Source organism: Paraburkholderia sp. BL18I3N2 (assembly GCF_003001875.1).
GTDB lineage: Bacteria > Pseudomonadota > Gammaproteobacteria > Burkholderiales > Burkholderiaceae > Paraburkholderia > Paraburkholderia phytofirmans.
On record NZ_PVNC01000029.1, the window covers coordinates 17576 to 39490 of the forward strand.

Below are 21915 nucleotides of genomic sequence, written 5' to 3' on the forward strand. Positions count from 1 at the left end.
GCGCGAGGGTTTTGCGCGCGGGCCGCCCGTTCGACCTGACCCAGCGCCAGATCGAGCAAGCGTTGCGCGAGCGTACCCGCTACCGCTATGTGGTGCCGCGCGTGCTGCGCGATGGGCCGGGGTTCCGTATCGAGAGCCCGTGCTGCTCCCGCAATGTCGACGCGAATGGCGGGCTGATCGACATAGCTTGGCTCACGCGCGATGAAGACGGTATGTGGCACCCGAGCGCGCGCGATCATGCGTCGCACCGATGGATGCCCCAGCATGAGAGCACCGATCTGGCCGAGCTGCTGGACACGCTGTGCATCGATCGCGAATGCGTGTTCTGGCCGTGAAGCAAACTAACGGAGCCGGGCGACGATCTATCCCGACCACAACGCGACCATGCAGCCAGCCTCTGCCGTGGCAGGCGATGCTGTCCATCCTGACGGATGTGTGGGGCAACGCGTCGTCGCAGCATGCCGTCGGGCAGCAGGCGAAGGGCACGCTCGCTGCGGCCCGTGCGACGCTCGCGCGAGCGCTCGGTTGCAAGCCCGCAGAGTTGATCTTCGCCAGCGGCGCCACCGAAGCCAATCACCTGGCCGTGTGCGGGCTGCACGCGGCGGCGCCGGAGGGCCGGCACCGTGGCGTATTCAGCGCGATCGAACATGCAGCGCACCTGAAGCTGGCGCGTTCGCTGGCTGCACGCTGCTGGAGGAAGCAGCGCATCCCGCTTGAACCTGGTTTGAACCTGTCATCAATCTCCGGAGTCCGCAACCATGAAAGTCATGATCCGCAAGGACAGTAAGGGCGCGCTGAGCGCCTATGTGCCAAAGAAGGACCTGGAGGAGCCCATTGTCGCGATGGCGCAGCCCGGGATGTGGGGCGGTCTCGTCACGCTCGCAAACGGCTGGCAACTCGAATTGCCCGCGATGGCCGACGATACGCCACTGCCCATCACGGTCGAAGCGCGACGCATTGCTGGCGTGGAGGAGTGAGATGAGCCTGAACGCCGAGCAATTGGACTTCGCGGCGGACCTGCTCCGCACGGCACAGACGCTACGCGACGCCGCCACGCAATGGCACGAACGTTATCCCGAGGTGCGCACAATGCATGTCAGCGCAACGGTGATGCGCGACGAGACAGCAGCGCTCCGGTTCGGTGCGCGCAGTGTCTATTTCGCGATGTCGGCCGGGCATTGCAGGTTCATCACGCAGCGGCCTGAAGAGGCCGATGCGTTGATCCTGACCGAGGACGAGGCGCATGGAAATCGATGAGATCGCGCTGAGCGAACCGGCTTGCGCGGCGCGCGAGATCGATCTCGTCAACGCGGTGCTGCAATCCTCGCGTTGGAGCGACGGGCCGATGCTTGATTCGTTCGAGCGCGCGTTTGCGGGCTGGGTTGGCCGGGAGCATGCGGTCGCGGTCGCGAGCGGCACGCTCGCCACCTGGATTGCGTTGCGCGCGACGGGGATCGGCCCGGGAGACGAGGTGGTCTGCGCGTCGCACACCTGGCATCAGGTGGCGCAGGCGATCACGCTGGCGGGAGCCATGCCGGTGTTCGCCGACATCGACTACTGGAGCGGTTGTCTGAGCGCCGAAAAAGCCGCGCAGAAGATCGGCCCTCGCACGCGCGCGATCCTCGCCGGCAATACCAACGGTCACCCGGCCGCGTGGGCGCTGCTGCGCGAACTGGCCGACGCGCAGCGCTTGCGGCTGATCGAAGACAGTACCGAGGCGTTGGGCTCGCGCTACCGGGGCCGCAACGTCGGCAGTTTCGGCGACGTATCAGTGTTCGACTTCTCCAGCCCGTCCGCGCTGTGCACAGGAGCGGGCGGCATGCTCGTCACCGACGATGACGAACTCGTCCATGAACTGCGCTATCTGCGCGAGCGGCGCGTCACGGACCGCGCGTCCGTCTCGGTCGGCTCGCGGGTGCCGCTGCAGGCGGGCATCAGTGATCTGACCGCCGCGCTCGGTCTCGCGCAACTGGCCGAACTCGACACGCGCCTCGCGCAGCGAAAGCAGGTCGAGACCTGGTATCACGAAGAGATGCAAAGCTTCGAAGGGATCAAGCCGGCCTACGTGGCCGAGGACGTCGAAGAAGTGCACTCGATGCTCTATGTTGTGCATTTGGGCAAGCGTTTTACGCAGAGAGCGCGCGCCCAGATGATCGACGACATGAAATCTTGCGGCATTGAGACGGTGGCCTACAGCCATCCGCTGCATCAGCAGTTCCACTACATGAACGCGGGCGATGCGATCGGCCGCAAGAGCGGCCTGTTGCCCGACACTGAGCGCATCGGCGATCGCGCGCTGGCGCTGCCGCTGCACACACTACTCGACACCGACCAGGTCAAGTACATCGTCAAGACGCTGAAAGACACCGCGACCAACGTGGGCGCCGGCGCTGCCATTTATCTGTGAGGCGCACTCCATGACCGTTTCAGTCCAGACGATCGCCGAACGCCTGTGTGCGGGCGGCGTCATTCCGTACCTGGGACCGGCGCTGCTCGCGCTGTGCCCCGATACGGCCGCCCCTGCCACGCCGCTCGCGCTCGCCGAAATCATCACGGCCAAGGTCAGCGTGCAGCACAAGATCCGCACCCGGCTGACCCGGGCGGCGCAGTTCATCGAAAACTTCAAGCATCGCAAGTCGCTGGTGAGCGTCATGAATGAGGCCTTCGCCATGACGTCGACGCCGTCAGCACTGCATTGCGCGCTGGCGGCGATCGGCGCCGGGCTGGTTGTCGACAACTGGTACGACGACACCTCGCCTGCGCGCTGGCAGGCGCGGCCGCAGGACGGCTGGGCGCAGTTGCAGGGGCTGTCGCAGGCCGAGCATTTCGGCCATTGGTTCGCGGCCTATAGCGCAGACGGCGCGTTGCTGGATGCCGTGCCGGCCTCGGGCGCGCTGCTCTACAAGCCGATTGGCGGCCGTGCGCCGGCCTCTAACTACCTGGTCTCTGACAGCGACTTCGTCGAAGTCATGACCGAGATCGATATCCAGACGCCTATTCCGCCCGCCGTGCAGGCGTGGCGCAGCGGTCGAAGTTTTTTGTTTCTGGGCTTTGAGCGACGAGATGACCGCGGTCGAATCGCTGGTGGTCGACGTGGCCATCGTCGGCGCGGGGCTACGCGGCCTCGCGCTGGCGCGCGTACTGCATGCGCAGGACGTTTCCGTCGTGGTCATCGAAGCGCGCGAGCGCGAGGGCGGCCGTGCTGACGCAATGTTGCGAAGCCACGCGTCGAGATCCGGGCAGATGCCCTTCGCGCGTTCCAGCAGGCTGTCGGCGGTGGCCTGATCCAGCGTGCCGGCCATGAAGACGGTGAGACTGAGTGCCATCCCGTAGGCGCCCTCGAGGTTCATCTACATCTATATCGACAGCGCGATTCCCCATTGGGCTCAGCGCAGCAGCTTGCGGCGCTCGGCCGGCGAATAGTTGCTGAGGTGCCCTTCGCGCGCCGCCTGACGCCGCGCGCGGGAGATGATCGCGCGGCTCTTGCCGGGCGAGGCCGGCGCGCTGACCTGCTTGTCCAGCGCGGTGCCGCCGCATTGCGGGCAGGCGGGCGTGTTGCCGGCGCGCACCAGCGTTTCGAATGCGTGGCCGCAGGCCGCGCAGCGGTAGTCGTACAGAGGCATAGTGACCAGATCTCCGTTTCAGGTGGATGGGGCGCAGCGGATCGCCCGTTGGTGCGAGCTGTGGTCTGTCATTGCGCGCTCGCTAGAACTTCATCCCGACGCCTATTCCCAGTACCAGTGGGTCGATGTCCAGCCGGCCCAACGAACTATCGCCGACCGAGGCGTCCGTGTGCATTCAGATCTTCTTGATATCCGCGTTGAGAAAGACGGTCTTCGTGATCTGCACGTCGACGCCAGCCTGCACCGCCGGACCGAAGCTGCTGCGTGACACCTGGATGCCTTCGGAGCCCGCGCTCAGGCCGTCGTTGTAGAAGTACGTGTAGTTGACTCCCGCGCCGACATACGGTCGGATCATGCCAGCATGGTTGAAGTGATATTGCAGTCGCAGCGTCGGTGGCAGCACGTTCACGCCACCAGATCGCCGAGGCGAGACGTCACGTGGTGCCGCGAGGTGGCGAGAATCAGCTCGATGCCGATCGCGTCGCGGATCATATAGGTCAGGTCCAACTCCGGCACGAGTGCGTTATTGACACCCACGCCGAGCGACGACAAGGTGCCGCTGGTGTGTACTTCGCGCTCGATCGAGATGGCACGCAGACGCACGAGCACGTCACCGGCGTGGATCCTATCCGCCGTCACCTGGCCTGCCATCGTGCTTCCGTTCGCGCTGACGTCATCCGCGTATGCCAGCACTTCGAATAAACCGGTAGAGCACAGGCTTGCCACGATCATGACGGCCTTGATCATGTGCTTCATCGCTTTCCCCTTGTTGATGTATGCGGGGAATTGTCGACGCGCAAATCAGGGCTGCCCTTGCGCAGGGTCAACCGGTCCCGATCCCGAAGTCAGGATGCGACACCGGGTCACGCGTAGGAATGTCGATAGCGGGAGCCTTGAGGCCGGACTATTGGCCTTCAACCGCATTGACTGGTACCCAAGATGTTTCTCGCACCCGGAGACACCGATTTCGCAGCCATTGCCGGACTGGCTGCAGCCGCCGAACGGCACGCAGATCATTCTGCTACTTCTGCGCATGCAACAAGGTCATTACGCACGACCATGGCTGCAGCGCCAGATATCTGAGCTACCTCGTTCGTGAGATGGATCTGGCCGCGTCACATCTAGGATCTGACCGGCGAACCGTGCAGCTGCATCTGGGAGGTGGAACGCCGACCTTCTTCCCTGTTGCCGAACTCGAAGAGCTTTCCAGCAACTGCAGAACCGCTTCGCGTTCTCGATCGACGCAGAACTTGCCATCGAAATTGATCCACGAACCGTCAGCGCCAGAACGCTTTCACCACTCGCGCGCCTCGGCTTCAACCGAGCGAGCTTCGACGTACAGGACTTTGCTACCGACGTTCAGCAAGCTGTCAATCGCATCCAGCCGCTCGATGTGGTGGAACGCGCACTCAGCGGCGCACGCGATGCGGGATTTCTCTCAATCAACGTCGACCTGATCTACGGTTTGCCGCAGCAGACTGTCGCCTGATTTAGCCCGCGCACTGCGTCAGTGCACCGCACCCCGCCGTTTTGCTCATCCTTGATCGACATCAATCACAAAGCTGGCCGGTTGTCGGACCATGACGCTGCGAGTGTGATGCCGCATGCGTCAAGCCAGCTTCAGGTCAAAAGTGCCACAATCCGGACTTAACCACTATGACAGACAGAAAAGCCTTAAGGAAACGGCCGATAGCCATCGTCACGACATTGAGCGCCTGTCTATCGGGATGTGATCTGACTGTGCTTGATCCAAAAGGGAGCGTCGGCGCGGCCGAGAAGTCGCTGATCGCCACTGCCACGTGGGCGATGCTGATCGTCGTGATCCCGGTGATCCTGCTGACGCTGTTCTTCGCGTGGCGCTACCGTGCGTCGAACCGTCACGCGGTCTATGCACCCAAATGGGCGCACTCGACGGCGATCGAGATCGTCGTCTGGACGATCCCCGCCCTGATCATCCTGTACCTCGGTATCCTGACCTGGCGGACCACATATGAGCTCGACCCGTACCGGCCGCTGCAGTCGAGCGTGAAGCCGATCGACGTCGAGGTGGTCGCGCTCGACTGGAAGTGGCTCTTCATCTACCCGGACCTCGGCATTGCGTCGGTGAACCAGCTCGCCGTGCCAGTCGATACGCCGGTGAATTTCCGGATCACGTCCGATTCGGTGATGAACTCATTCTTCATCCCGCAACTCGGCACCCAGGTGTATGCAATGGTCGGCATGCAGACCCGTCTGCACCTGGTCGCGGATGCACCGGGAAATTTCGAAGGCATGTCCGCCAACTTCAGCGGCAAGGGATTCGCCGACATGAAGTTCCGCACGCTCGCGACGAGCGCCACCGACTTCGACGCATGGGTGCGGAAGGTCAAGGCTTCGCCGGACCGCCTGAGCATGGACGAATACGCCGAAGTCGCGAAGCCGAGCGAGAAGCAGTCGGTACGCTACTTCTCATCGATCGACCAGTACCTGTTCCGCAACATCGTTGCCCGATACAACAACGGCAACGTCACGGCCTTCCGCGACGCCTCCTGTCGCACGCAGACCACGGAGTAAGCCATGTTTGGAAAACTCACGCCCGGCGCGATTCCATTCGATCAGCCGGTCATCATGGGCGCGGCCGCGTTCATGGCGCTCATCGTGCTGGCGGTCATCGTCACGCTCACGAAGCTCGGCCGCTGGAAGTGGCTCTGGACCGAGTGGCTGACAAGCGTCGATCACAAGAAGATCGGCATCATGTACATCATCGTCGCGGTGCTGATGCTCGTGCGCGGTTTTGTCGACGCCATAATGATGCGGCTTCAGCTCGCGATCGCGTTTCATGGCCCCGGTTACCTGCCGCCGCACCACTACGACCAGATATTCACCGCGCACGGTGTCATCATGATCTTCTTCATGGCGATGGCGCTGATGGTCGGCCTCTTCAATCTTGTCGTGCCGCTGCAGATCGGCGCGCGCGACGTCGCCTTCCCGTTCCTGAATTCGCTGAGCTTCTGGATGACAACGATCAGCGCGATCCTGATCAATCTGTCGCTTGTGATCGGCGAGTTCGCGCAGGTCGGCTGGCTCGCGTATCCACCGCTCTCGGAGCTGCAGTTCAGTCCCGGCGTCGGAGTCGACTACTACATCTGGAGTCTGCAGCTCTCCGGCGTCGGTACGCTGATTACCGCGATCAACTTCTTCGTGACGATCGTCAAGCTGCGCGCGCCCGGCATGACGCTGATGAAGATGCCGGTGTTCACGTGGACCGCGCTGTGCTCGAACGTGCTGATCATGGCAACGTTCCCGATCCTAACCGTGACGCTCGCACTGCTCGGCCTCGACCGCTACGCAGGCATGCACTTTTTCACAAACGAGCTCGGCGGCAACGCGATGGTGTACCTGAACCTGATCTGGGCGTGGGGCCACCCGGAGGTGTACATCCTCGTGCTGCCCGCGTTCGGCATCTACTCGGAAGTGATCGCGACCTTCGCGAAGAAACCGTTGTTTGGCTACAGAACGATGGTCTACGCGTCGTGCGCGATCACGGTGCTCGCATTCCTCGTGTGGGCGCACCACTTCTTCACGATGGGTTCCGGCGCGGACGTCAACGCGTTCTTCGGCATTATGACGATGGTCATCGCGATCCCCACGGGCGTGAAAATCTTCAACTGGCTGTTCACGATGTACCGCGGTCGCATCGAGTTCACCGCACCCGTGCTGTGGACGATCGGCTTCATGGTCACGTTCACGATCGGCGGCATGACGGGCGTGATGATGGCGATCCCGGGTGTGGACTTCGTGTTGCACAACAGCCTGTTCCTGATCGCGCACTTTCACAACGCGATCATAGGCGGCGTCGTGTTCGGCTATCTCGCAGGCTTCCATTACTGGTTCCCGAAGGCGTTCGGCTTCAAGCTTAACGAGAAGCTCGGCAAGCGGGCGTTCTGGTGCTGGTTCGTCGGCTTCTACGTGTCGTTCGTGCCGCTCTACGTGCTCGGCTTCATGGGCATGACCCGGCGCCTGAATCACTACGACAACCCGACCTGGCATCCCTGGCTGTTCGTCGCCGCATGCGGCGTGGTGCTGATCGCACTCGGTGTCGTGCACCAGATCGCCCAAGTCGTCGTGAGCGTGATCCATCGCAACGAGCCGGGATACGGCGACCTGACGGGCGACCCATGGAACGGCCGCACGCTCGAATGGGCCACCTCGTCACCGCCCGCTGTCTACAACTTCGCGCGCATACCGGTCGTCGACCAGCTCGACGCGTTCGCGCACATGAAGGAAAGCGGCGCAGCAAATGCCGCACTGGCGCATTACGAGGACATCCACCTACCGTCGAATACCGCGGACGGCTTCCTGATCGGCGCATTCAGCCTCGTGCTCGGCTTCGCCGGCGTCTGGCACATCACGTGGCTCGCCGTGCTGGCCTTCCTCGCGATCGTCGCCGCGCTGATCGCGCGTAGCTTCCGCGACGACCATGGCTACGTGATTCCGGCCTCGCGCGTGCGCGAAATCGAAGCACGACGCGGCAGCGCACCCACCCCGGCCGCCCTTGAACTACCCGAATCCGCGGAGACCTGATCCATGTCGCAATCTGCATCACTCGTCCATCACGGCAGGTCGAGCGCTGAGCACGGCCCAACGCCCACCGTGTTCGGCTTCTGGCTGTACCTGATGACCGACTGCATGCTGTTCGCGTCGCTGTTCGCCGTGTTCGCCGCAATGGCGCACGAGTTCGCGGGTGGCGCGTCAGGACGGGACCTGTTCGACATCCCGGGTGTCGCACTTCAAACCGGCGTGCTGCTGCTGAGCAGCACCACCTACGGCTTCGCGATGCTCGGCGCGCAGCGCCAGGGGCGTGGTGCCGTGATCGGCTGGCTCCTCGTGACGTTCGTGCTTGGCGCGCTGTTCCTCGCGTTAGAGCTGCGCGAGTTCTCGCACCTGGTCGCCGACGGTGCCGGGCCCAGTCGTAGCGCCTTCCTGTCGTCGTTCTTCACGCTGGTTGGCACCCACGGCCTGCACGTAACAGCCGGCCTCGTCTGGATGGCCGTGCTCGCCGTGCATGTCGTCCGCTCGCCTGAACTGTCCGGTCGCGACCTCACGAGTCTGACATGCCTGAGCCTCTTCTGGCACTTCCTCGACATCGTGTGGATCTGCGTGTTTTCGTTTGTCTATCTCGGGAGCATGCTCTAAATGGTCCATTCACACTCGACGTCCACGACCGCCTCGCGTGGTGACGTCGCCGGTTATATCACCGGTTTCGTGCTTGCCGTGGCGCTGACGGCTGGCTCATTCTCGATCGTCACGCAACGGTTGCTGCCGTCCGGCTCCGCGATTATGGCGCTCGCGTTGCTGGCGTTCGTGCAGATCATCGTGCATCTGGTGACGTTCCTGCATCTCGACCTGTCGCGCGGCCAGCGCTGGAACGGGCTGGCGTTATGCTACACCGCGCTCGCCGCGCTGTTCCTGATCTTCGGCACGATCTGGGTAATGCACAATGTCAGCATGAACATGATGTCGCGCTGACTCGCCACCATCGCGAAACGGTCTGGTCACATCATCGCGGACACGGCATGTAGCCGTTGGCCGCGTGCGTGGTGTTGTGCTGCACCGCTCTACCGGTCTTCTTCATGAACAGTCCGAATCACCCCGTTCCCGCCAATGACCATTGCCCCATCGCAAGGTCATCCGCTCGTGGCTGACACCGTTCGCCGAACGCCGCACCGCCTACGCGCTTCTGCTGCTCGTATTCGACTACGTTTTGCTATTGTGTGCGCTCGCCGCGAGCGTGTTCGCGCACGGGTTCGTGCTGAAGACCGTATTCGGATGCATGGCGGGCTTCGTCATCGGACGGCTCTTCGTCATCGGTCACGACGCATGTCATGAGAGCCTGACCCGGCACCGCACGCTCAACCGCTGGCTGGGCCGGATCGCCTTCCTGCCGTCGCTCACGCCGTACAGCCTGTGGCAAGTGGGTCACAACGTGGTGCATCACGGCTACACGAACCTGAAAGGCGTCGATTTTGTGTGGGCACCGCTGACGATCCAGGAATATCGCGCCTTGAGTGGGCCACGGCGCGCACTGGAACGTATCTATCGCAGCGGCTGGACGCCCGGTCTCCACTACATGATCGAAATTTGGTGGACGAAGATGTTTTTCCCGTCGCGGGCCGCAATGCCGACGCGGCGCCCCGTGTTTTTCCGTGACTGCACGCTGGTATCGGTGTTCGCACTGCTGTGGATCGGCGCGCTCGCGTGGATCGCTCGCGCGACGCAGCGGGGGGTGTTCCCGTCAATCGCATGCGGGTTCGGGGTGCCGTTCCTGTTCTGGTTCGCGATGGTGGGTTTCGTCGTGTACGCGCACCACACGCATCCGCAAATCCGCTGGTACGACGATCGCGTGAAATGGGGGCGTTCGGATCCGTTCGTATCCACGACGGTGCACTTGACCTTTCGCTGGCGTTTTGGCGCGCTGTTTCATCACATCATGGAGCACACCGCGCATCACGTCGACATGAGTCTGCCTCTATACGGGCTCGTCGGTGCTCAGCGAACCCTCGAAGCGATGCTTCCGGAACGGATCGTCGTGCAGCGATTTTCGTGGCATTGGTACTTCGACACCGCACGAGGCTGCAAACTATACGATTTTTCGACTGATCAGTGGACCGACTTCGCTGGTCGCGCGACGCACGTCCCTCTTAGTAATTGAATCGGTCGTAAGAAAAATGTCACACCGTACGGCAAAATTCGCCCTATTAGCCTTCTGGCTTTGCAGGGAATCAGTGCAAGCCGTAACGCATAAAAAAAAGCCTGCAGGCCAGCACTACCATAAGCCGGGAAGACGATTAATACGAACACTGCGGTTCGCTCGGGGGCCTTCATCTAATCCCGCAACTCGGGGTTCCGTGCTTTCGCTCGGCGTTCGTTACGTGCGGCCACTTCAGGTCGCGTTCAATGCAATTTGAATTCAATCACGAGGGTAAAAATGCCGGATATCAGCGGAAATGCGACAGCAATTGGCGAGGCAAACACTCAGCAAATGTGTGCTGCCCTGACCGTTCAAACCTATGTAAATAGCGTTCTCGAACAGCCCCAGGTGGATTTTTCTGGCATCGACGGTCTGTCGCAATACGAGACACAAATCAACGACGGGCTCACCACCGCGAAAGACCATGCGATCTATTATCTGGACACGCTGCAGCCCAGCCTGATCGAAAACATGGCAAACATCGACAACTACTACCAGCTCAACAAAGCACTACCGGCGACCCTGCCGGCAGGCTCGACTGTTGCTGAGTGGACAGTCGCCCTCACGGCGGTGCAGCAGGAGTCGGTGAAATACCAAGGCGCCGCGAACCAGATTGTCACCAACCTCCAGACGCTTGGCGCGAATCTAACGACGGACTCAGCGGACTTCACAACCACCGTTACCAATATGAATAGTGCGGTTGGCGGAGCAGACGGGATTCTCGCCATCATCATAGGGGAACTCAGCAAAGCTCAGGCAGAAATCGACGGCGCAATCGCCGGAATCGTTCTGAGCGGGCTGACTGTCGTAGGCGGCGTATTTGTCATCTGCGTAGGGGCGAGCGCTGAGTTTGTCACCGCTGGCGCGTCTACCGGTGCAGGCGTCGGCGGCGTTGGCATTGTCTTGGCGGGAGTCCTCGGTGAAGCCGGCGCGGCAGCCGGGCTCGTCGCAGCGAATAAGGCGAAGGCGTCGCTGCTCACCGAACAAGCGGACCTGAAGGAAGAGGTAAAGCTCGCTACGGCGATTAGTGGCGGCTACACATCACTTTCCACGCAGGTCAATGGTGCCATTACTGCAGCATCGGCGATGGCAAACGCGTGGGAAAGCATCACATCTGATCTGGGCGACATCATCGCCGATTTGAACAAGGGGATTTCGAGTGCGGACGAGATCCGCACCCTGTTCATAAACGCGGCAAACGGCGAAATCGGGACGCTCCTGGCGGACATCCAGACGGTCAAGGGCCAAATGGCTGGCGTAACCGTGCAATCGGCCGCCGCGCATCAGACCGTAAGCGATCTCATCGCGAAGGTCGCCAATCTGCCCGCCTCAGCAGGAGTGGCGTAACGCGATCCGCTAGCCCGTGCGGCCTCCGTCGGGATTGATTCCAACGGAGGCGGCCCCGTCATACCACAACGAAGGAAAGAGACAACATGGGTCCTTTTTCACAGACTTTGGCCGCCCTGAACAGTAGTGTCTCCAAATTGCGGTCCATCCAAGGATTGCCCGGCGACGGGGTGCCAATTCAGAACTCCGTCTGCAATTCTCTTATCGGCATTCTGAAGGACGCCGCTCCTTTTCAGACGGCCCTGCTCGGCTATACCGGTTCGGCAATCACCGCGCTGAATGGTGCGCTCGCTGACCTTAAAAAAGGTGCAAGTCCGGGCTCGATAGCCAAAACTGTCTCGGGCGTCGCTGCCACCATCAGTACGTACCAACGAAGCGCGACATCACTACTGACCCAATCGAACGCTGCCGCGGCTCTCATGTCGTCGTCGTTTACGCAGCTAGCCCACGTCGAAGGCTCTATCCAGAGTCAGATGACGACTTTGCAGGCACAGGAAGGCGCGGCACGGGGCCAATTGGCTGCCGCACAAAAGCGTTACTACTATCTCCTTGCACTGGGGCCATTCGGTCTACCGGGCCTTACGGCTGCGCTTGGTCTTTATCTCAAATGGAAAAGCGATGCTGCGGCGATTCAGAATCGCATCAACTCGCTATCGAGTCAGATCGGCGTGCTGCAGGGTTTGGTCACGGCGTGCAAGACATTGGCCACCGCCGAGGCCTCCAGCCTTAGCGACCTGACAAATCTGAAGACCGCGATCGATGACACTGCCGCAGACTTCACCGTGATTATTAACGATCTCAATCAGGACCCGTCTCCCTCCGTCGTTGAGCTTCGTTTAACCACTTGTATCGCTATGCTCGGCGTTCTACAGGCCGACGCTTCCTGATAGTTCGAAGCTTTCGCGCTGCTCAATCGGTGGCGGAAGCCACCGATGAGTGGTAACCAGCGTGCCATACTGAACGCATCTCAAGACGTGCCACCGGGGCTTGGGGTGAACATACCGTGTTTACGCCGACCGAAAATTCGGCCACGTGTAGGGATCGCGCCGACTGAAAATTGAGCCGGGCAATCAACCTATCCTGCTAGTTTTTCTGGCAGGGTGTTTGGGGATGATCCCGATGACGATGATTGGCAAGGTGCGGCGGATGTTCCGCCGCCAGAACAAGTCGGTACGCGAGATAGCACGTCTCACAAGCCTGTCGCGCAACACGATTAGTAAATATCTGAACATGGATGTTCAGGAGGAGCCGAAGTATCAGCGGCGCTCCCAGCCGACCCGGTTGACGCCGTTTCATGAGGCGCTGGTGCAGGCGCTCAGTGTCGACGCGCGGCGGTCGAAGAAGGAGCGGCGCACCGCCTGGATGCTGTTTCAGGAGATCAAGGCGGGCGGCTACGACGGCTGTTACTCGCGGGTGACCGATTTCATCCGGGGCTGGCAGCAAGGCGAAGGCAAGGCGGTTTCGAAGTCGGCGTTTGTGCCGTTGCGATTCGAGCTGGGCGAGGCATTCCAGTTTGACTGGTCCGAGGAAGGACTGGTTGTCGGCGGCATTTACCGCAAGCTGCCGGTGTCGCACATGAAGCTATGTGCGTCGCGGGCGTTCTGGCTGGTTGCCTATCCGAGCCAGGGGCACGAGATCGAGATGCTGTTCGATGCCCATACGCGCTCGTTCGCGGCCTTCGGCGGGGTGGACCGCTGGGGCATCTACGACACTATGGAAACGGCCGTAGACAAGGTTCACAAAGGCAAGGGTCGCACAGCAAATCCGCGTTTCGCAGTGATGTGCTCGCACTACCTGTTCGATCCGGACTTCTGCAACGTCGCCAGTGGCTGGGAGAAAGGCGTCGTCGAGAAGAACGTGCAGGACAGCCGTCTGCGCATCTGGATTGAGGCGCGTGCGCAACGCTTCGGCAGTTTCGCTGATCTGAATGCATGGCTGGCGAACCGGTGCCGGTCGTTGTGGGATCAGGTGCAGCATCCGGACTATCGTACCTGAGCGTCGCCGACGTGTTCGAGCAGGAGCGCGTCCATCTGATGCCGATGCCGACACTGTTTGACGGTTACTGTAAGACTCGCTAACAAAGCCTGTCATCCGAAAGCAAGCAGCAGTTGCAGCCCGAGGTCGGCTGCCATGTCGAGTGCGCTGCGGCCATCCGGTGCGCACAGTTCTGCGTTCGCCCCATGCGCAAGCAGCATCTGCAGGACGTCGAGGCGAGCGCTCGCGGCTGCCTGCATCAGGCATGTGATGTCGTCGTCGTTCACATGGTCGATTGGCGCGCCGGCGTCGATCAGTTGCAGGATGGTCGCGGGGCCGCCGTGCAGGCACGCGAACCAGAGCGCATGGTTGCCGTCGTCATCGAGCGCGTCGACGCGTGTGCCGAGTGCGAGCAACGCTTCGACCACCGCGTCCTCGCCATGCTGCGCGGCGCGCATCAACGGCGTTTCGCCGTTCACGCAGCGCGAATGCGGAGCAGGGAAGCCGTGGTACGTCAGCCAGGTGGAAAGTGCGGCGGGCACGATCGTTTCGAGTTGTGCATCGGCGTTCTGGACAACGCGCGAGGCTAGGCGTTCGCGGACGACGAAAGCAGTGTCGGTATGCATGATTATGGTCGCCTTCGGGTGCAAGGGAACATCGGTTGGCGCAGCCGCACGGGCGGCAGCCGTTGGGATCCGCGCTTCAGACGGGCCGGTTCTCGTTGGGGTTGCGCACCGGCCCCATCAATTCAAGTCCTTCGCTGTAGGTGATCGTGTCGAAGGTCACCTCGAATTTGATGGCCGCGTCCGCTACCGCATCCACTTTGCCGCCTGAGTCCTTCTTCTTCAATTCATTCTTTTCGAGGTACAGCAGTTCGAGCATCTCGTTGTAGACGGTGGACTCGAGAATCGGCAGCACATAGAACATCGCGCCCTTGTATGGCACCTGATATCGCTTGCTCAGGTCGATGTTGTCGCAAAAAAGAAAGTACTTGCCACTCGCCGAGAGCGTGTCGCTGAGCACCTCGGCCACGTCCTTCAGATGCTCGAAGCTCAGCAGATACCCGGCGAAGAAAGGCAAGTGCTTATGGCCGATCGTCGCGCATGCCATCACCTGATCGCAGGTCAGCTCCGGCGGCCGCGCTTCGTCGGCGAGCTTCGGGGCAAAGCGCAGCGCGAGTTCGCCGCGGAAGCCGACCCGGCCGAACTTGTTCGTCAGCCCCTTGAGTACCGGGTTGAGCAGACGGCCTTCATGTTCGAGACGGGCGAACGCGGTGTCGTCGATCTCCTTGTGGGCGAGCGTTTCGGTCATCACAGATCCTTGGGTTGAACAGTTGAAGAGGGATTCACGTCTGCGTGTTGCGCATCCGGTCGGCGATTTTGAAAAAAGCCTGCATCAGTTCGTCGCGCAGCGCCGGATCGACACCTGTCTCGTCGAACGCGGCGCGCATGCAAGCTAGCCACGCATCCCGTTCGGCGGTGCCGATCGCGAATGCGGCATGACGCGTGCGCAGCCGTGGTTGGCCATGCTGTGCCGAGTATCGCTTGTCGGCACCGAGCCATTCGCACAGATACAGCACCAGCACGGCCTTCGTCGAAGACAGGTCCGGGTGATGCATCGCGCGAATGCGCTGCGCGTCGGCCCGCGTATCCATGTGCCGATAGAACGCGTCGACCAGGCGGTTGACGTCGGTCTCGCCGCCTAGACGGTCGAAGTGCGTCTCGCGCGGCACGGGTCGCGAAGGTTGGGTGGCTGGTGTGTCCATGGTGCCATCAACGCAATAACCGAACCAGGCGGCAACCCGGCGATTGTCCGGCTGCACGCAGGCCAATGCGACAGAAATCGCACGACAAACGCGCCGAATGGTTTCATTGGCGACGAAGTTCGCGTGGTTTGTCGCGAAATCGACAAGACACAGGAGGAGTCCGCAAAAGTCCCGAACCAACCGCCGCAGCGCGGCGGGGCGGACGCGACGCAGTACCGCTGGTGACGTGGCACAGAAGCTGCATTTGGAGTCCAGCGCGGACACAGGTCCGGCCGATGCGTGACTCGATATAAGAAGACCCATACAGGCACGACAGGCTGACATGGTCGCGGTTACGCAACCCTGGTTTCAACCCTTCTTCCTGAATGGAGAAATGCAATGTCTAAACTTCGGCAAATCGCGTTCTATGGCAAAGGCGGCATCGGCAAGTCGACCACCTCGCAGAACACCTTGGCAGCCCTGACTGAACTCGGGCAGAAGATCCTGATCGTCGGCTGCGATCCCAAGGCGGACTCTACCCGCCTGATCCTGCATGCAAAGGCGCAGGACACCATCCTGTCGCTAGCGGCCGAAGCCGGCTCGGTGGAGGACCTCGAACTCGAGGACGTGATGAAGATCGGTTACCGCAACATCCGTTGCGTGGAGTCCGGCGGCCCGGAACCGGGCGTCGGCTGCGCGGGCCGTGGCGTCATCACGTCGATCAACTTCCTCGAAGAAAACGGCGCCTATGACGGCGTGGACTACGTGTCGTACGACGTGCTCGGCGACGTGGTGTGCGGCGGTTTCGCAATGCCGATTCGTGAGAACAAGGCGCAGGAAATCTACATTGTGATGTCCGGCGAAATGATGGCCATGTATGCGGCCAACAACATTTCAAAGGGCATTCTGAAGTACGCGAACAGCGGCGGTGTGCGGATCGGCGGGCTCGTGTGTAACGAGCGTCAGACCGACAAGGAACTCGAACTCGCCGAAGCGCTGGCGAAGATGCTCGGCTCGAAGCTGATCCACTTCGTGCCGCGCGATAACATCGTGCAGCACGCCGAGCTGCGCCGCATGACGGTGATCGAGTTCGCGCCCGAATCCAAACAGGCGGAAGAGTATCGGCAGCTCGCCACCAAGGTGCACAACAACGCGGGCAACGGCACGATCCCGACGCCGATCACGATGGATCAACTGGAAGACCTGTTAATGGAGCACGGAATCATGACGTCCATCGATGAATCGCAAGTAGGCAAGCCTGCAGCGGAACTGACCGCCTAAGCGAGCGCCGCTGCGCGCGGCACGGTGTTCTTCTTCACGCGATGAACCGGGCCGTGCCGGCTACCCGCTGCCAGGCTTGATACCCACCCTATGGAGCATTCCCATGAGCGTCACAGTTGAAGAGCGCAAGGCCGCGAACAAGGCCTTGATCGATGAAGTGCTGACGGCCTATCCGGAGAAAATGGCCAAACGGCGCGCCAAGCATCTGGGCACCTTCGAGGACGGCAAGCCCGACTGTGGCGTGAAATCAAACATCAAGTCATTGCCGGGCGTGATGACGATTCGCGGTTGCGCGTACGCCGGCTCGAAGGGCGTGGTCTGGGGGCCCATCAAGGACATGATCCACATCAGTCATGGTCCGGTCGGTTGCGGCCAGTACTCGTGGGGCGCGCGTCGCAACTACTACATCGGCACTACCGGTATCGACACCTTCGTGACGATGCAGTTCACGTCGGACTTCCAGGAAAAGGACATCGTCTTCGGCGGCGACAAGAAGCTCGACAAGGTCATAGACGAGATTCAGGAACTGTTTCCGCTGAACAAGGGCATCTCGATCCAGAGTGAATGCCCGATCGGCCTGATCGGCGACGACATCGAGGCCGTCTCGAAGAAGAAGAGTGCCCAGTATGAAGGGCACACCATTTTGCCGGTGCGCTGCGAAGGCTTTCGCGGCGTCAGCCAGTCGTTGGGCCACCATCTGGCTAACGATGCGATTCGAGACTGGATATTCGACAAGGCCGATCCGGACAAGCGGCCCGAATTTGTTTCGACGCCTTATGATGTTGCGATCATCGGCGATTACAACATCGGCGGCGATGCCTGGTCGAGCCGGATTCTGCTCGAAGAGATCGGCCTGCGCGTGATCGCGCAATGGTCGGGCGACGGCTCGATCGCCGAGCTCGAGAATACGCCCAAGGCCAAGCTCAATTTGCTGCATTGCTACCGCTCGATGAACTATATCAGCCGGCACATGGAAGAGAAGTACTTCATTCCGTGGACGGAATACAACTTCTTCGGCCCGTCGATGATCGAGAAGAGCCTGCGCGAGATCGCCAGCCACTTCGACGACACCATCAAAGCCAACGCGGAGACGGTGATCGCCAAGTATCGTCCACTGGTCGATGCGGTGAACGCGAAGTTCAGAGCGCGCCTGCAGGATAAGACCGTGATGCTGTTCGTTGGCGGCCTGCGTCCGCGCCACGTGATCGGCGCCTACGAAGACCTCGGCATGAACGTGGTCGGCACCGGCTACGAATTCGGCCACAACGACGACTATCAGCGCACCACGCACTACGTGAAGGACGGCACACTGATTTACGACGACGTGACCGGCTACGAGTTTGAGAGGTTCGTCGAACAGGTCCAGCCCGATCTGGTCGGTTCCGGCATCAAGGAAAAGTACGTGTTCCAGAAGATGGGCGTGCCGTTTCGCCAGATGCACAGCTGGGACTATTCCGGTCCATATCACGGCTACGACGGCTACGCCATTTTCGCGCGCGACATGGACATGGCCATTTCCAGCCCGGTGTGGGGGCTCGCCAAGGCGCCCTGGAAGAAAAACCCCTAAGCGCCGGCCACCGTACCGGCCACCGTACCGGTCACCGGACTGATCACCGGCCAGCAGGCCATTGAATTGAATGTCAGGAGCATCCCGTGCCCCAATCCGCAGACCACATTCTCGATCAGGAACTCCTGTTCCGTGAGCCCGAATACCAGAAAATCTTCCGCGCGAAAAAGGAAAACTTCGAGTTCAACCATTCAGACGGGCAGGTCAAGCAGATCGTCGAGTGGACCAAGAGCGAAGACTACCGGCAAAAGAACTTTGCACGCGACTCGCTCACCATCAACCCGGCCAAGGCCTGCCAGCCGCTCGGCGCTGTGTACGTGGCCATCGGCTTTCACAGGACGCTCAGTTTTGTGCATGGCTCGCAGGGCTGTGTAGCGTTTTACCGCTCGCACTTCTCGCGTCACTTCAAGGAGCCGACCTCGTGTGTCAGCTCGTCGATGACCGAGGACGCGGCGGTGTTCGGCGGCATGAACAACATGATCGACGGCCTTGCAAATGCGTACAACCTGTACAAGCCCGACATGATCGCGGTCTCCACGACCTGCATGGCGGAAGTGATCGGCGACGACCTCGACGCGCTCATCAAGAACAGCAAGCAGAAGGGCAGCGTGCCGGAAGACTACGACGTGCCGTTCGCGCACACGCCGGCCTTCGTCGGCAGCCACGTGACCGGCTACGACAACGCGCTCCTCGGCATCCTCAGGCACTTCTGGGACGGGAAGGCCGGCACAGCGACGCCGCTTGAGCGTGTGCCCGACGACAGCGTCAACTTCATCGGCGGCTTCGACGGCTATGTGGTCGGCAACATGAAGGAAATTCGCCGCATCTTCGATCTGTTCGGCGTGACGGTGAACATCATCTGCGACCCATCCGAAACGTGGAATACGCCGACCGACGGCGAGTTCCGGATGTACGAAGGCGGCACGACCAAGGAGGTAGTCGAGCGCGCGTTGAACGCGAAGGCGACCTTCGTGTTCCAGGAATACTGCTGCGAAAAGACCAGCAAGTTCATTGGCGAGCATGGCCAGGAAGTGGTGGTGCTGAACTCGCCGGTTGGCGTCGCGGGCACCGATCAGTTCCTGATGGAAATCTCGCGCGTGACCGGCAAGCCGATTCCGGCGCAACTGGAGAAGGAGCGAGGCCAGCTCGTCGATGCGATGGCCGACAGCCAGGCTCACCTGCACGGCAAGCGCTTTGCACTCTACGGCGACCCGGACCAGATGCTGGGCTACACGCAGTTCCTGCTGGAACTCGGCGCCGAGCCGGCTCACGTGCTGGCGACCAACGGCAACGAAACCTGGGCTGCGAAGGTGCAGGCGCTGTTCGACGCGTCGCCCTACGGCGCCGGCTGCAAGATGTATCCGAAACGCGATCTGTGGCACATGCGTTCACTGCTGTTTACCGAGCCGGTGGATTTCCTGATCGGCAACACCTACGGCAAATATCTCGAGCGGGATACCAAAACGCCGCTGATACGCATGGTGTTCCCGATCTTCGATCGCCACCATTACCATCGCTTCCCGACCTGGGGCTATGAAGGTGCGTTGCGGGTGCTGGTCACGCTGCTGGACGAGTTCTTCGAAGCGCTCGACGCCAACACGATCGACGTGGCGAAGACCGACTACAGCTACGACATCATTCGCTGACGAGGAGAGCGCGGCCATGGCAGACACAGCAGATGCATCGGGCGCGGCAGATGCAGTTCTGGTCAAGATGACGCAGGGCGGCCGTAACGTCGAGGTCATCAACGGCTAGGTTTGCCTGGCCGGTGTGGGCGAGGCCGACCACCTCGTCCCGCTGCTCGAACACCCGAACCGGCAGGTGATCGCCCAGGTGCTGCCGGGAGGCTGCGCATGTGGGCGCCGGTTGCCGTTGACGCACGAGGAGATTGCGATTGCACAGGGTGCGATGTCGGCGGCTCGACGCGAGCCCGGCGGGCATCGCGCCGCGGTTACCTCGTGCGGTGTGGGCGAAGATTGCGGCGGAGGGTGTCGAGTAGCGGGGCACCGCTGAAAACGAAATTGCTGCGCTGTGTGTAGCTAGCTGTAGCGACTCGTTGTTGCGCGTTCGCACCGGTACTTGGCGCCGCCATCTAATCAAAGAGTCCGTTCATGAACCAGTTCACCGATATTGATCACAAGAACCTTGACCCGGTAAGGCAGCAATTTGCATGGGAAGCGCTAGCTGCGCATTTTGATGATCGGTCCCCGGAAGATCTCACCTCCTCGCAGCGGCAGTTTCCCCATCACACGCGCCCCGAGCTTCAACAGACGCTGTCCCGCCTGCTGACGCCGTTCGCTCCGCGCCTTCTCGGCCTCAATCAGGTTCATGAGCGGTTTCCGTTGACAATTTCCTCGCTGTTTGTGCAGAGTACCGGCCCGATGTCTACCACGGTGTCCCTTGCTCCTGTGAAATACCGGAATGTCGATGTCGGAGAAGAAACACCGGTCGCGGTACTTGACAACGGCTTGTGGCTGATCACCGATGGCGAGCTGAGAGCCGCTGTGCTGTTCGAGCAGCACATGGAAGGAATGAACACGTCTATCGCGAGCGTGGAGATTGTCAGTCTGCCCAACGCGCGCGGGCTGGCCTTCGGCAGCGAGGTGTATGCGGGGCTGGAGCAGGCAATTCGCGAGTCCCGTCTGTACCGAGGCAAGGTTCTTTCCCTCGAGGTAACCGAGGATTATTCAGGCCAGCCCCGCAGCATCGTCGTGCACCGTCTGCCTGCCGTGGAGCGTCAGGACGTCATCCTGTCACCGCAAACGATGGAGCTGCTGGATCGCAATATTTTTGAATTCGCACGCACCAGAGAGGGATTAAAGATATTACGCCAGTCGTTGCAAAAGGGTGTCCTGCTGTACGGGCCGCCCGGAACGGGCAAAACCCATACGATCAAGTACCTCGCCAGCAATCTGCCAGCGCATACCACCCTTCTGATCAGCGCCAATCAAGTGGGGCAACTCGACAACTATATGCTGCTGGCCCGGTTGCTACAGCCAAGCATGGTGGTCATCGAGGACGTCGATCTCATCGGGAGACATCGCACCGAGATGCGCAGCCCCAAGGAAGAGAGTCTGCTCAACCGCTTGCTCAACGAAATGGACGGACTTCACCAGGACGCCGAGATCCTGTTCGCGCTTACCACCAACCGGCCGGAGGAAATCGAGGAGGCGCTCGCGGCCCGTCCAGGCCGGGTTGATCAGGCCATTGAAATACCGGCACCTGATGCGGATTGCCGGGCGCGCCTGCTCCGGCTCTACGGTTCGAGGATGAGCATCCCGACAGGCGTCGCAGCGCTTGCAGTGGAGCGGACTGAAGGCGTCGGCGCTGCATTCATCAAGGAACTGGTGCGCCGGTTGGCCCAGCAAAGTATTGCGCGTAAGGCCCAGGGCGAAGTGAGCATGGAGGATGCTGAAAACGCGTTGCAGGACATGCTGGTGCGCAGCGGATACCTGAGTCAGGCGCTCCTTGGCGGCGCACCCGCACGGGAAAAACCGCAAGTACGAATCGTGGGTGACCAGTGCTTCTGAGCGTTGCAGGGAGCGAGGGGTCCGGTCCGGAAGAATGATCGGAAGGGGCCGGCGGCCCATATGCCGCCTCTGACTCACCATTTCATCTGCTGGCTACCTGAGTGCCCGTCGAGCATTCT

At 61.2% G+C, this 21915-nt stretch carries 20 protein-coding genes and 5 pseudogenes; 20 read left to right on the forward strand and 5 right to left on the reverse strand.

Annotated features, from left to right (window positions below; translation table 11 throughout):
* Positions 1-11: 11 nt before the first annotated feature.
* The 7 genes and pseudogenes from B0G75_RS36875 to B0G75_RS41075 form a co-directional block, all read left to right on the forward strand.
* Positions 12-335, forward strand: a complete 324-nt coding sequence (locus tag B0G75_RS36875) for a hypothetical protein (protein WP_258194115.1) — start codon at positions 12-14, stop codon at positions 333-335.
* Positions 336-412: 77 nt separating this feature from the next.
* Entirely contained in the window at positions 413-787 is a 375-nt protein-coding gene (locus tag B0G75_RS36880; RefSeq protein WP_243856883.1) for an aminotransferase class V-fold PLP-dependent enzyme, read from the forward strand.
* Positions 759-977 carry a putative nitrogen fixation protein NifT gene (nifT, locus tag B0G75_RS36885; RefSeq protein ID WP_007177241.1) on the forward strand — a complete coding sequence of 73 codons (219 nt, stop codon included), beginning with the start codon at positions 759-761 and terminating at the stop codon, positions 975-977. Before B0G75_RS36880 ends, nifT begins: the two co-directional genes overlap by 29 nt.
* 1 nt (position 978) lies before the next feature.
* Entirely contained in the window at positions 979-1257 is a 279-nt protein-coding gene (locus B0G75_RS36890) for a hypothetical protein (protein ID WP_106285677.1), read from the forward strand.
* Positions 1244-2407: a DegT/DnrJ/EryC1/StrS aminotransferase family protein gene (locus B0G75_RS36895; protein ID WP_106285678.1), complete on the forward strand. Its 1164-nt coding sequence runs from the start codon at positions 1244-1246 to the stop codon at positions 2405-2407. Before B0G75_RS36890 ends, B0G75_RS36895 begins: the two co-directional genes overlap by 14 nt.
* A gap of 10 nt (positions 2408-2417) precedes the next feature.
* A complete protein-coding gene (locus B0G75_RS36900; protein WP_106314627.1) occupies positions 2418-3206 on the forward strand; it encodes an SIR2 family protein in 789 nt (262 codons plus the stop codon).
* Positions 3136-3285: pseudogene (locus tag B0G75_RS41075) on the forward strand (hypothetical protein); the annotation flags it as partial. The gene B0G75_RS36900 and the pseudogene B0G75_RS41075, both read left to right, overlap by 71 nt.
* Before the next feature lie 101 nt (positions 3286-3386).
* Here B0G75_RS41075 and B0G75_RS36905 read toward each other — a convergent pair.
* Positions 3387-3623, reverse strand: coding sequence for a zinc ribbon domain-containing protein (locus tag B0G75_RS36905; protein WP_106285680.1), 237 nt, complete (start codon positions 3621-3623; stop codon positions 3387-3389).
* An 82-nt stretch (positions 3624-3705) separates the two neighbouring features.
* Positions 3706-4274, reverse strand: a pseudogene (locus B0G75_RS36910) (OmpW family protein).
* Positions 4275-4636: 362 nt separating this feature from the next.
* Between B0G75_RS36910 and B0G75_RS41905 the strand changes: the two are divergent.
* The 9 genes and pseudogenes from B0G75_RS41905 to istA all read left to right on the forward strand — a co-directional run.
* Positions 4637-5109: pseudogene (locus tag B0G75_RS41905) on the forward strand (radical SAM protein); the annotation flags it as partial.
* 170 nt (positions 5110-5279) lie between these two features.
* Positions 5280-6176 carry a ubiquinol oxidase subunit II gene (gene cyoA / locus B0G75_RS36915; protein WP_166679197.1) on the forward strand — a complete coding sequence of 299 codons (897 nt, stop codon included), beginning with the start codon at positions 5280-5282 and terminating at the stop codon, positions 6174-6176.
* A 3-nt stretch (positions 6177-6179) separates the two neighbouring features.
* Positions 6180-8186: a cytochrome o ubiquinol oxidase subunit I gene (gene cyoB / locus B0G75_RS36920; protein WP_106285681.1), complete on the forward strand. Its 2007-nt coding sequence runs from the start codon at positions 6180-6182 to the stop codon at positions 8184-8186.
* A 3-nt stretch (positions 8187-8189) separates the two neighbouring features.
* Positions 8190-8798: a cytochrome o ubiquinol oxidase subunit III gene (gene cyoC, locus B0G75_RS36925; protein ID WP_106285682.1), complete on the forward strand. Its 609-nt coding sequence runs from the start codon at positions 8190-8192 to the stop codon at positions 8796-8798.
* Complete coding sequence (gene cyoD / locus B0G75_RS36930) at positions 8799-9131, forward strand: cytochrome o ubiquinol oxidase subunit IV (protein ID WP_106285683.1); 333 nt, start codon at positions 8799-8801, stop codon at positions 9129-9131.
* A gap of 104 nt (positions 9132-9235) precedes the next feature.
* Positions 9236-10293 (forward strand): annotated as a pseudogene (locus B0G75_RS36935) (fatty acid desaturase); the annotation flags it as partial.
* Positions 10294-10590: 297 nt separating this feature from the next.
* On the forward strand, positions 10591-11700 hold the full coding sequence (locus B0G75_RS36940) for an HBL/NHE enterotoxin family protein (protein ID WP_106285685.1): 1110 nt from the start codon (positions 10591-10593) through the stop codon (positions 11698-11700).
* An 86-nt stretch (positions 11701-11786) separates the two neighbouring features.
* Positions 11787-12587: a hypothetical protein gene (locus B0G75_RS36945; RefSeq protein WP_106285686.1), complete on the forward strand. Its 801-nt coding sequence runs from the start codon at positions 11787-11789 to the stop codon at positions 12585-12587.
* Between the two features lie 232 nt (positions 12588-12819).
* Positions 12820-13763 (forward strand): annotated as a pseudogene (istA, locus tag B0G75_RS36950) (IS21 family transposase); the annotation flags it as partial.
* A 24-nt stretch (positions 13764-13787) separates the two neighbouring features.
* Here istA and B0G75_RS36955 read toward each other — a convergent pair.
* The 3 genes from B0G75_RS36955 to B0G75_RS36965 all read right to left on the reverse strand — a co-directional run bounded on the left by B0G75_RS36955 (position 13788) and on the right by B0G75_RS36965 (position 15439).
* Complete coding sequence (locus B0G75_RS36955) at positions 13788-14300, reverse strand: ankyrin repeat domain-containing protein (protein ID WP_106285687.1); 513 nt, start codon at positions 14298-14300, stop codon at positions 13788-13790.
* A gap of 76 nt (positions 14301-14376) precedes the next feature.
* The gene (locus B0G75_RS36960) at positions 14377-14985 is read right to left on the reverse strand and encodes a hypothetical protein (protein ID WP_106285688.1); all 609 of its coding nucleotides are present in this window, start codon (positions 14983-14985) and stop codon (positions 14377-14379) included.
* A 34-nt stretch (positions 14986-15019) separates the two neighbouring features.
* Positions 15020-15439, reverse strand: a complete 420-nt coding sequence (locus B0G75_RS36965) for a group II truncated hemoglobin (protein ID WP_106285689.1) — start codon at positions 15437-15439, stop codon at positions 15020-15022.
* 378 nt (positions 15440-15817) lie between these two features.
* On the opposite strand from B0G75_RS36965, the gene nifH reads away from it, so the two are divergent.
* The 4 genes from nifH (at position 15818) to B0G75_RS36990 (ending at position 21796) form a co-directional block, all read left to right on the forward strand.
* Positions 15818-16699: a nitrogenase iron protein gene (gene nifH, locus B0G75_RS36970; RefSeq protein WP_018423167.1), complete on the forward strand. Its 882-nt coding sequence runs from the start codon at positions 15818-15820 to the stop codon at positions 16697-16699.
* Between the two features lie 103 nt (positions 16700-16802).
* Positions 16803-18266, forward strand: coding sequence for a nitrogenase molybdenum-iron protein alpha chain (nifD, locus tag B0G75_RS36975; RefSeq protein ID WP_106285690.1), 1464 nt, complete (start codon positions 16803-16805; stop codon positions 18264-18266).
* Positions 18267-18352: 86 nt separating this feature from the next.
* A complete protein-coding gene (nifK, locus tag B0G75_RS36980) occupies positions 18353-19912 on the forward strand; it encodes a nitrogenase molybdenum-iron protein subunit beta (protein ID WP_106285691.1) in 1560 nt (519 codons plus the stop codon).
* Between the two features lie 465 nt (positions 19913-20377).
* Positions 20378-21796: an AAA family ATPase gene (locus tag B0G75_RS36990; RefSeq protein WP_106285692.1), complete on the forward strand. Its 1419-nt coding sequence runs from the start codon at positions 20378-20380 to the stop codon at positions 21794-21796.
* The last annotated feature ends 119 nt before the right edge of the window (positions 21797-21915 follow it).

What these genes read in the sequence shown, in the direction of transcription:
- cyoC (WP_106285682.1), top strand. Translation starts at nt 8,190, where the DNA reads ATGTCGCAATCTGCATCACTCGTCCATCACGGCAGGTCGAGCGCTGAG.
- nifD (WP_106285690.1), top strand. Translation starts at nt 16,803, where the DNA reads ATGAGCGTCACAGTTGAAGAGCGCAAGGCCGCGAACAAGGCCTTGATC.
- cyoD (WP_106285683.1), top strand. Translation starts at nt 8,799, where the DNA reads ATGGTCCATTCACACTCGACGTCCACGACCGCCTCGCGTGGTGACGTC.
- B0G75_RS36900 (WP_106314627.1), top strand. Translation starts at nt 2,418, where the DNA reads ATGACCGTTTCAGTCCAGACGATCGCCGAACGCCTGTGTGCGGGCGGC.
- B0G75_RS36905 (WP_106285680.1), bottom strand. Translation starts at nt 3,623, where the DNA reads ATGCCTCTGTACGACTACCGCTGCGCGGCCTGCGGCCACGCATTCGAA.
- nifT (WP_007177241.1), top strand. Translation starts at nt 759, where the DNA reads ATGAAAGTCATGATCCGCAAGGACAGTAAGGGCGCGCTGAGCGCCTAT.
- B0G75_RS36940 (WP_106285685.1), top strand. Translation starts at nt 10,591, where the DNA reads ATGCCGGATATCAGCGGAAATGCGACAGCAATTGGCGAGGCAAACACT.
- B0G75_RS36890 (WP_106285677.1), top strand. Translation starts at nt 979, where the DNA reads ATGAGCCTGAACGCCGAGCAATTGGACTTCGCGGCGGACCTGCTCCGC.
- B0G75_RS36990 (WP_106285692.1), top strand. Translation starts at nt 20,378, where the DNA reads ATGAACCAGTTCACCGATATTGATCACAAGAACCTTGACCCGGTAAGG.
- cyoB (WP_106285681.1), top strand. Translation starts at nt 6,180, where the DNA reads ATGTTTGGAAAACTCACGCCCGGCGCGATTCCATTCGATCAGCCGGTC.
- B0G75_RS36955 (WP_106285687.1), bottom strand. Translation starts at nt 14,300, where the DNA reads ATGCATACCGACACTGCTTTCGTCGTCCGCGAACGCCTAGCCTCGCGC.
- B0G75_RS36960 (WP_106285688.1), bottom strand. Translation starts at nt 14,985, where the DNA reads ATGACCGAAACGCTCGCCCACAAGGAGATCGACGACACCGCGTTCGCC.
- B0G75_RS36965 (WP_106285689.1), bottom strand. Translation starts at nt 15,439, where the DNA reads ATGGACACACCAGCCACCCAACCTTCGCGACCCGTGCCGCGCGAGACG.
- B0G75_RS36880 (WP_243856883.1), top strand. Translation starts at nt 413, where the DNA reads ATGCTGTCCATCCTGACGGATGTGTGGGGCAACGCGTCGTCGCAGCAT.
- B0G75_RS36945 (WP_106285686.1), top strand. Translation starts at nt 11,787, where the DNA reads ATGGGTCCTTTTTCACAGACTTTGGCCGCCCTGAACAGTAGTGTCTCC.
- nifH (WP_018423167.1), top strand. Translation starts at nt 15,818, where the DNA reads ATGTCTAAACTTCGGCAAATCGCGTTCTATGGCAAAGGCGGCATCGGC.
- B0G75_RS36895 (WP_106285678.1), top strand. Translation starts at nt 1,244, where the DNA reads ATGGAAATCGATGAGATCGCGCTGAGCGAACCGGCTTGCGCGGCGCGC.
- cyoA (WP_166679197.1), top strand. Translation starts at nt 5,280, where the DNA reads ATGACAGACAGAAAAGCCTTAAGGAAACGGCCGATAGCCATCGTCACG.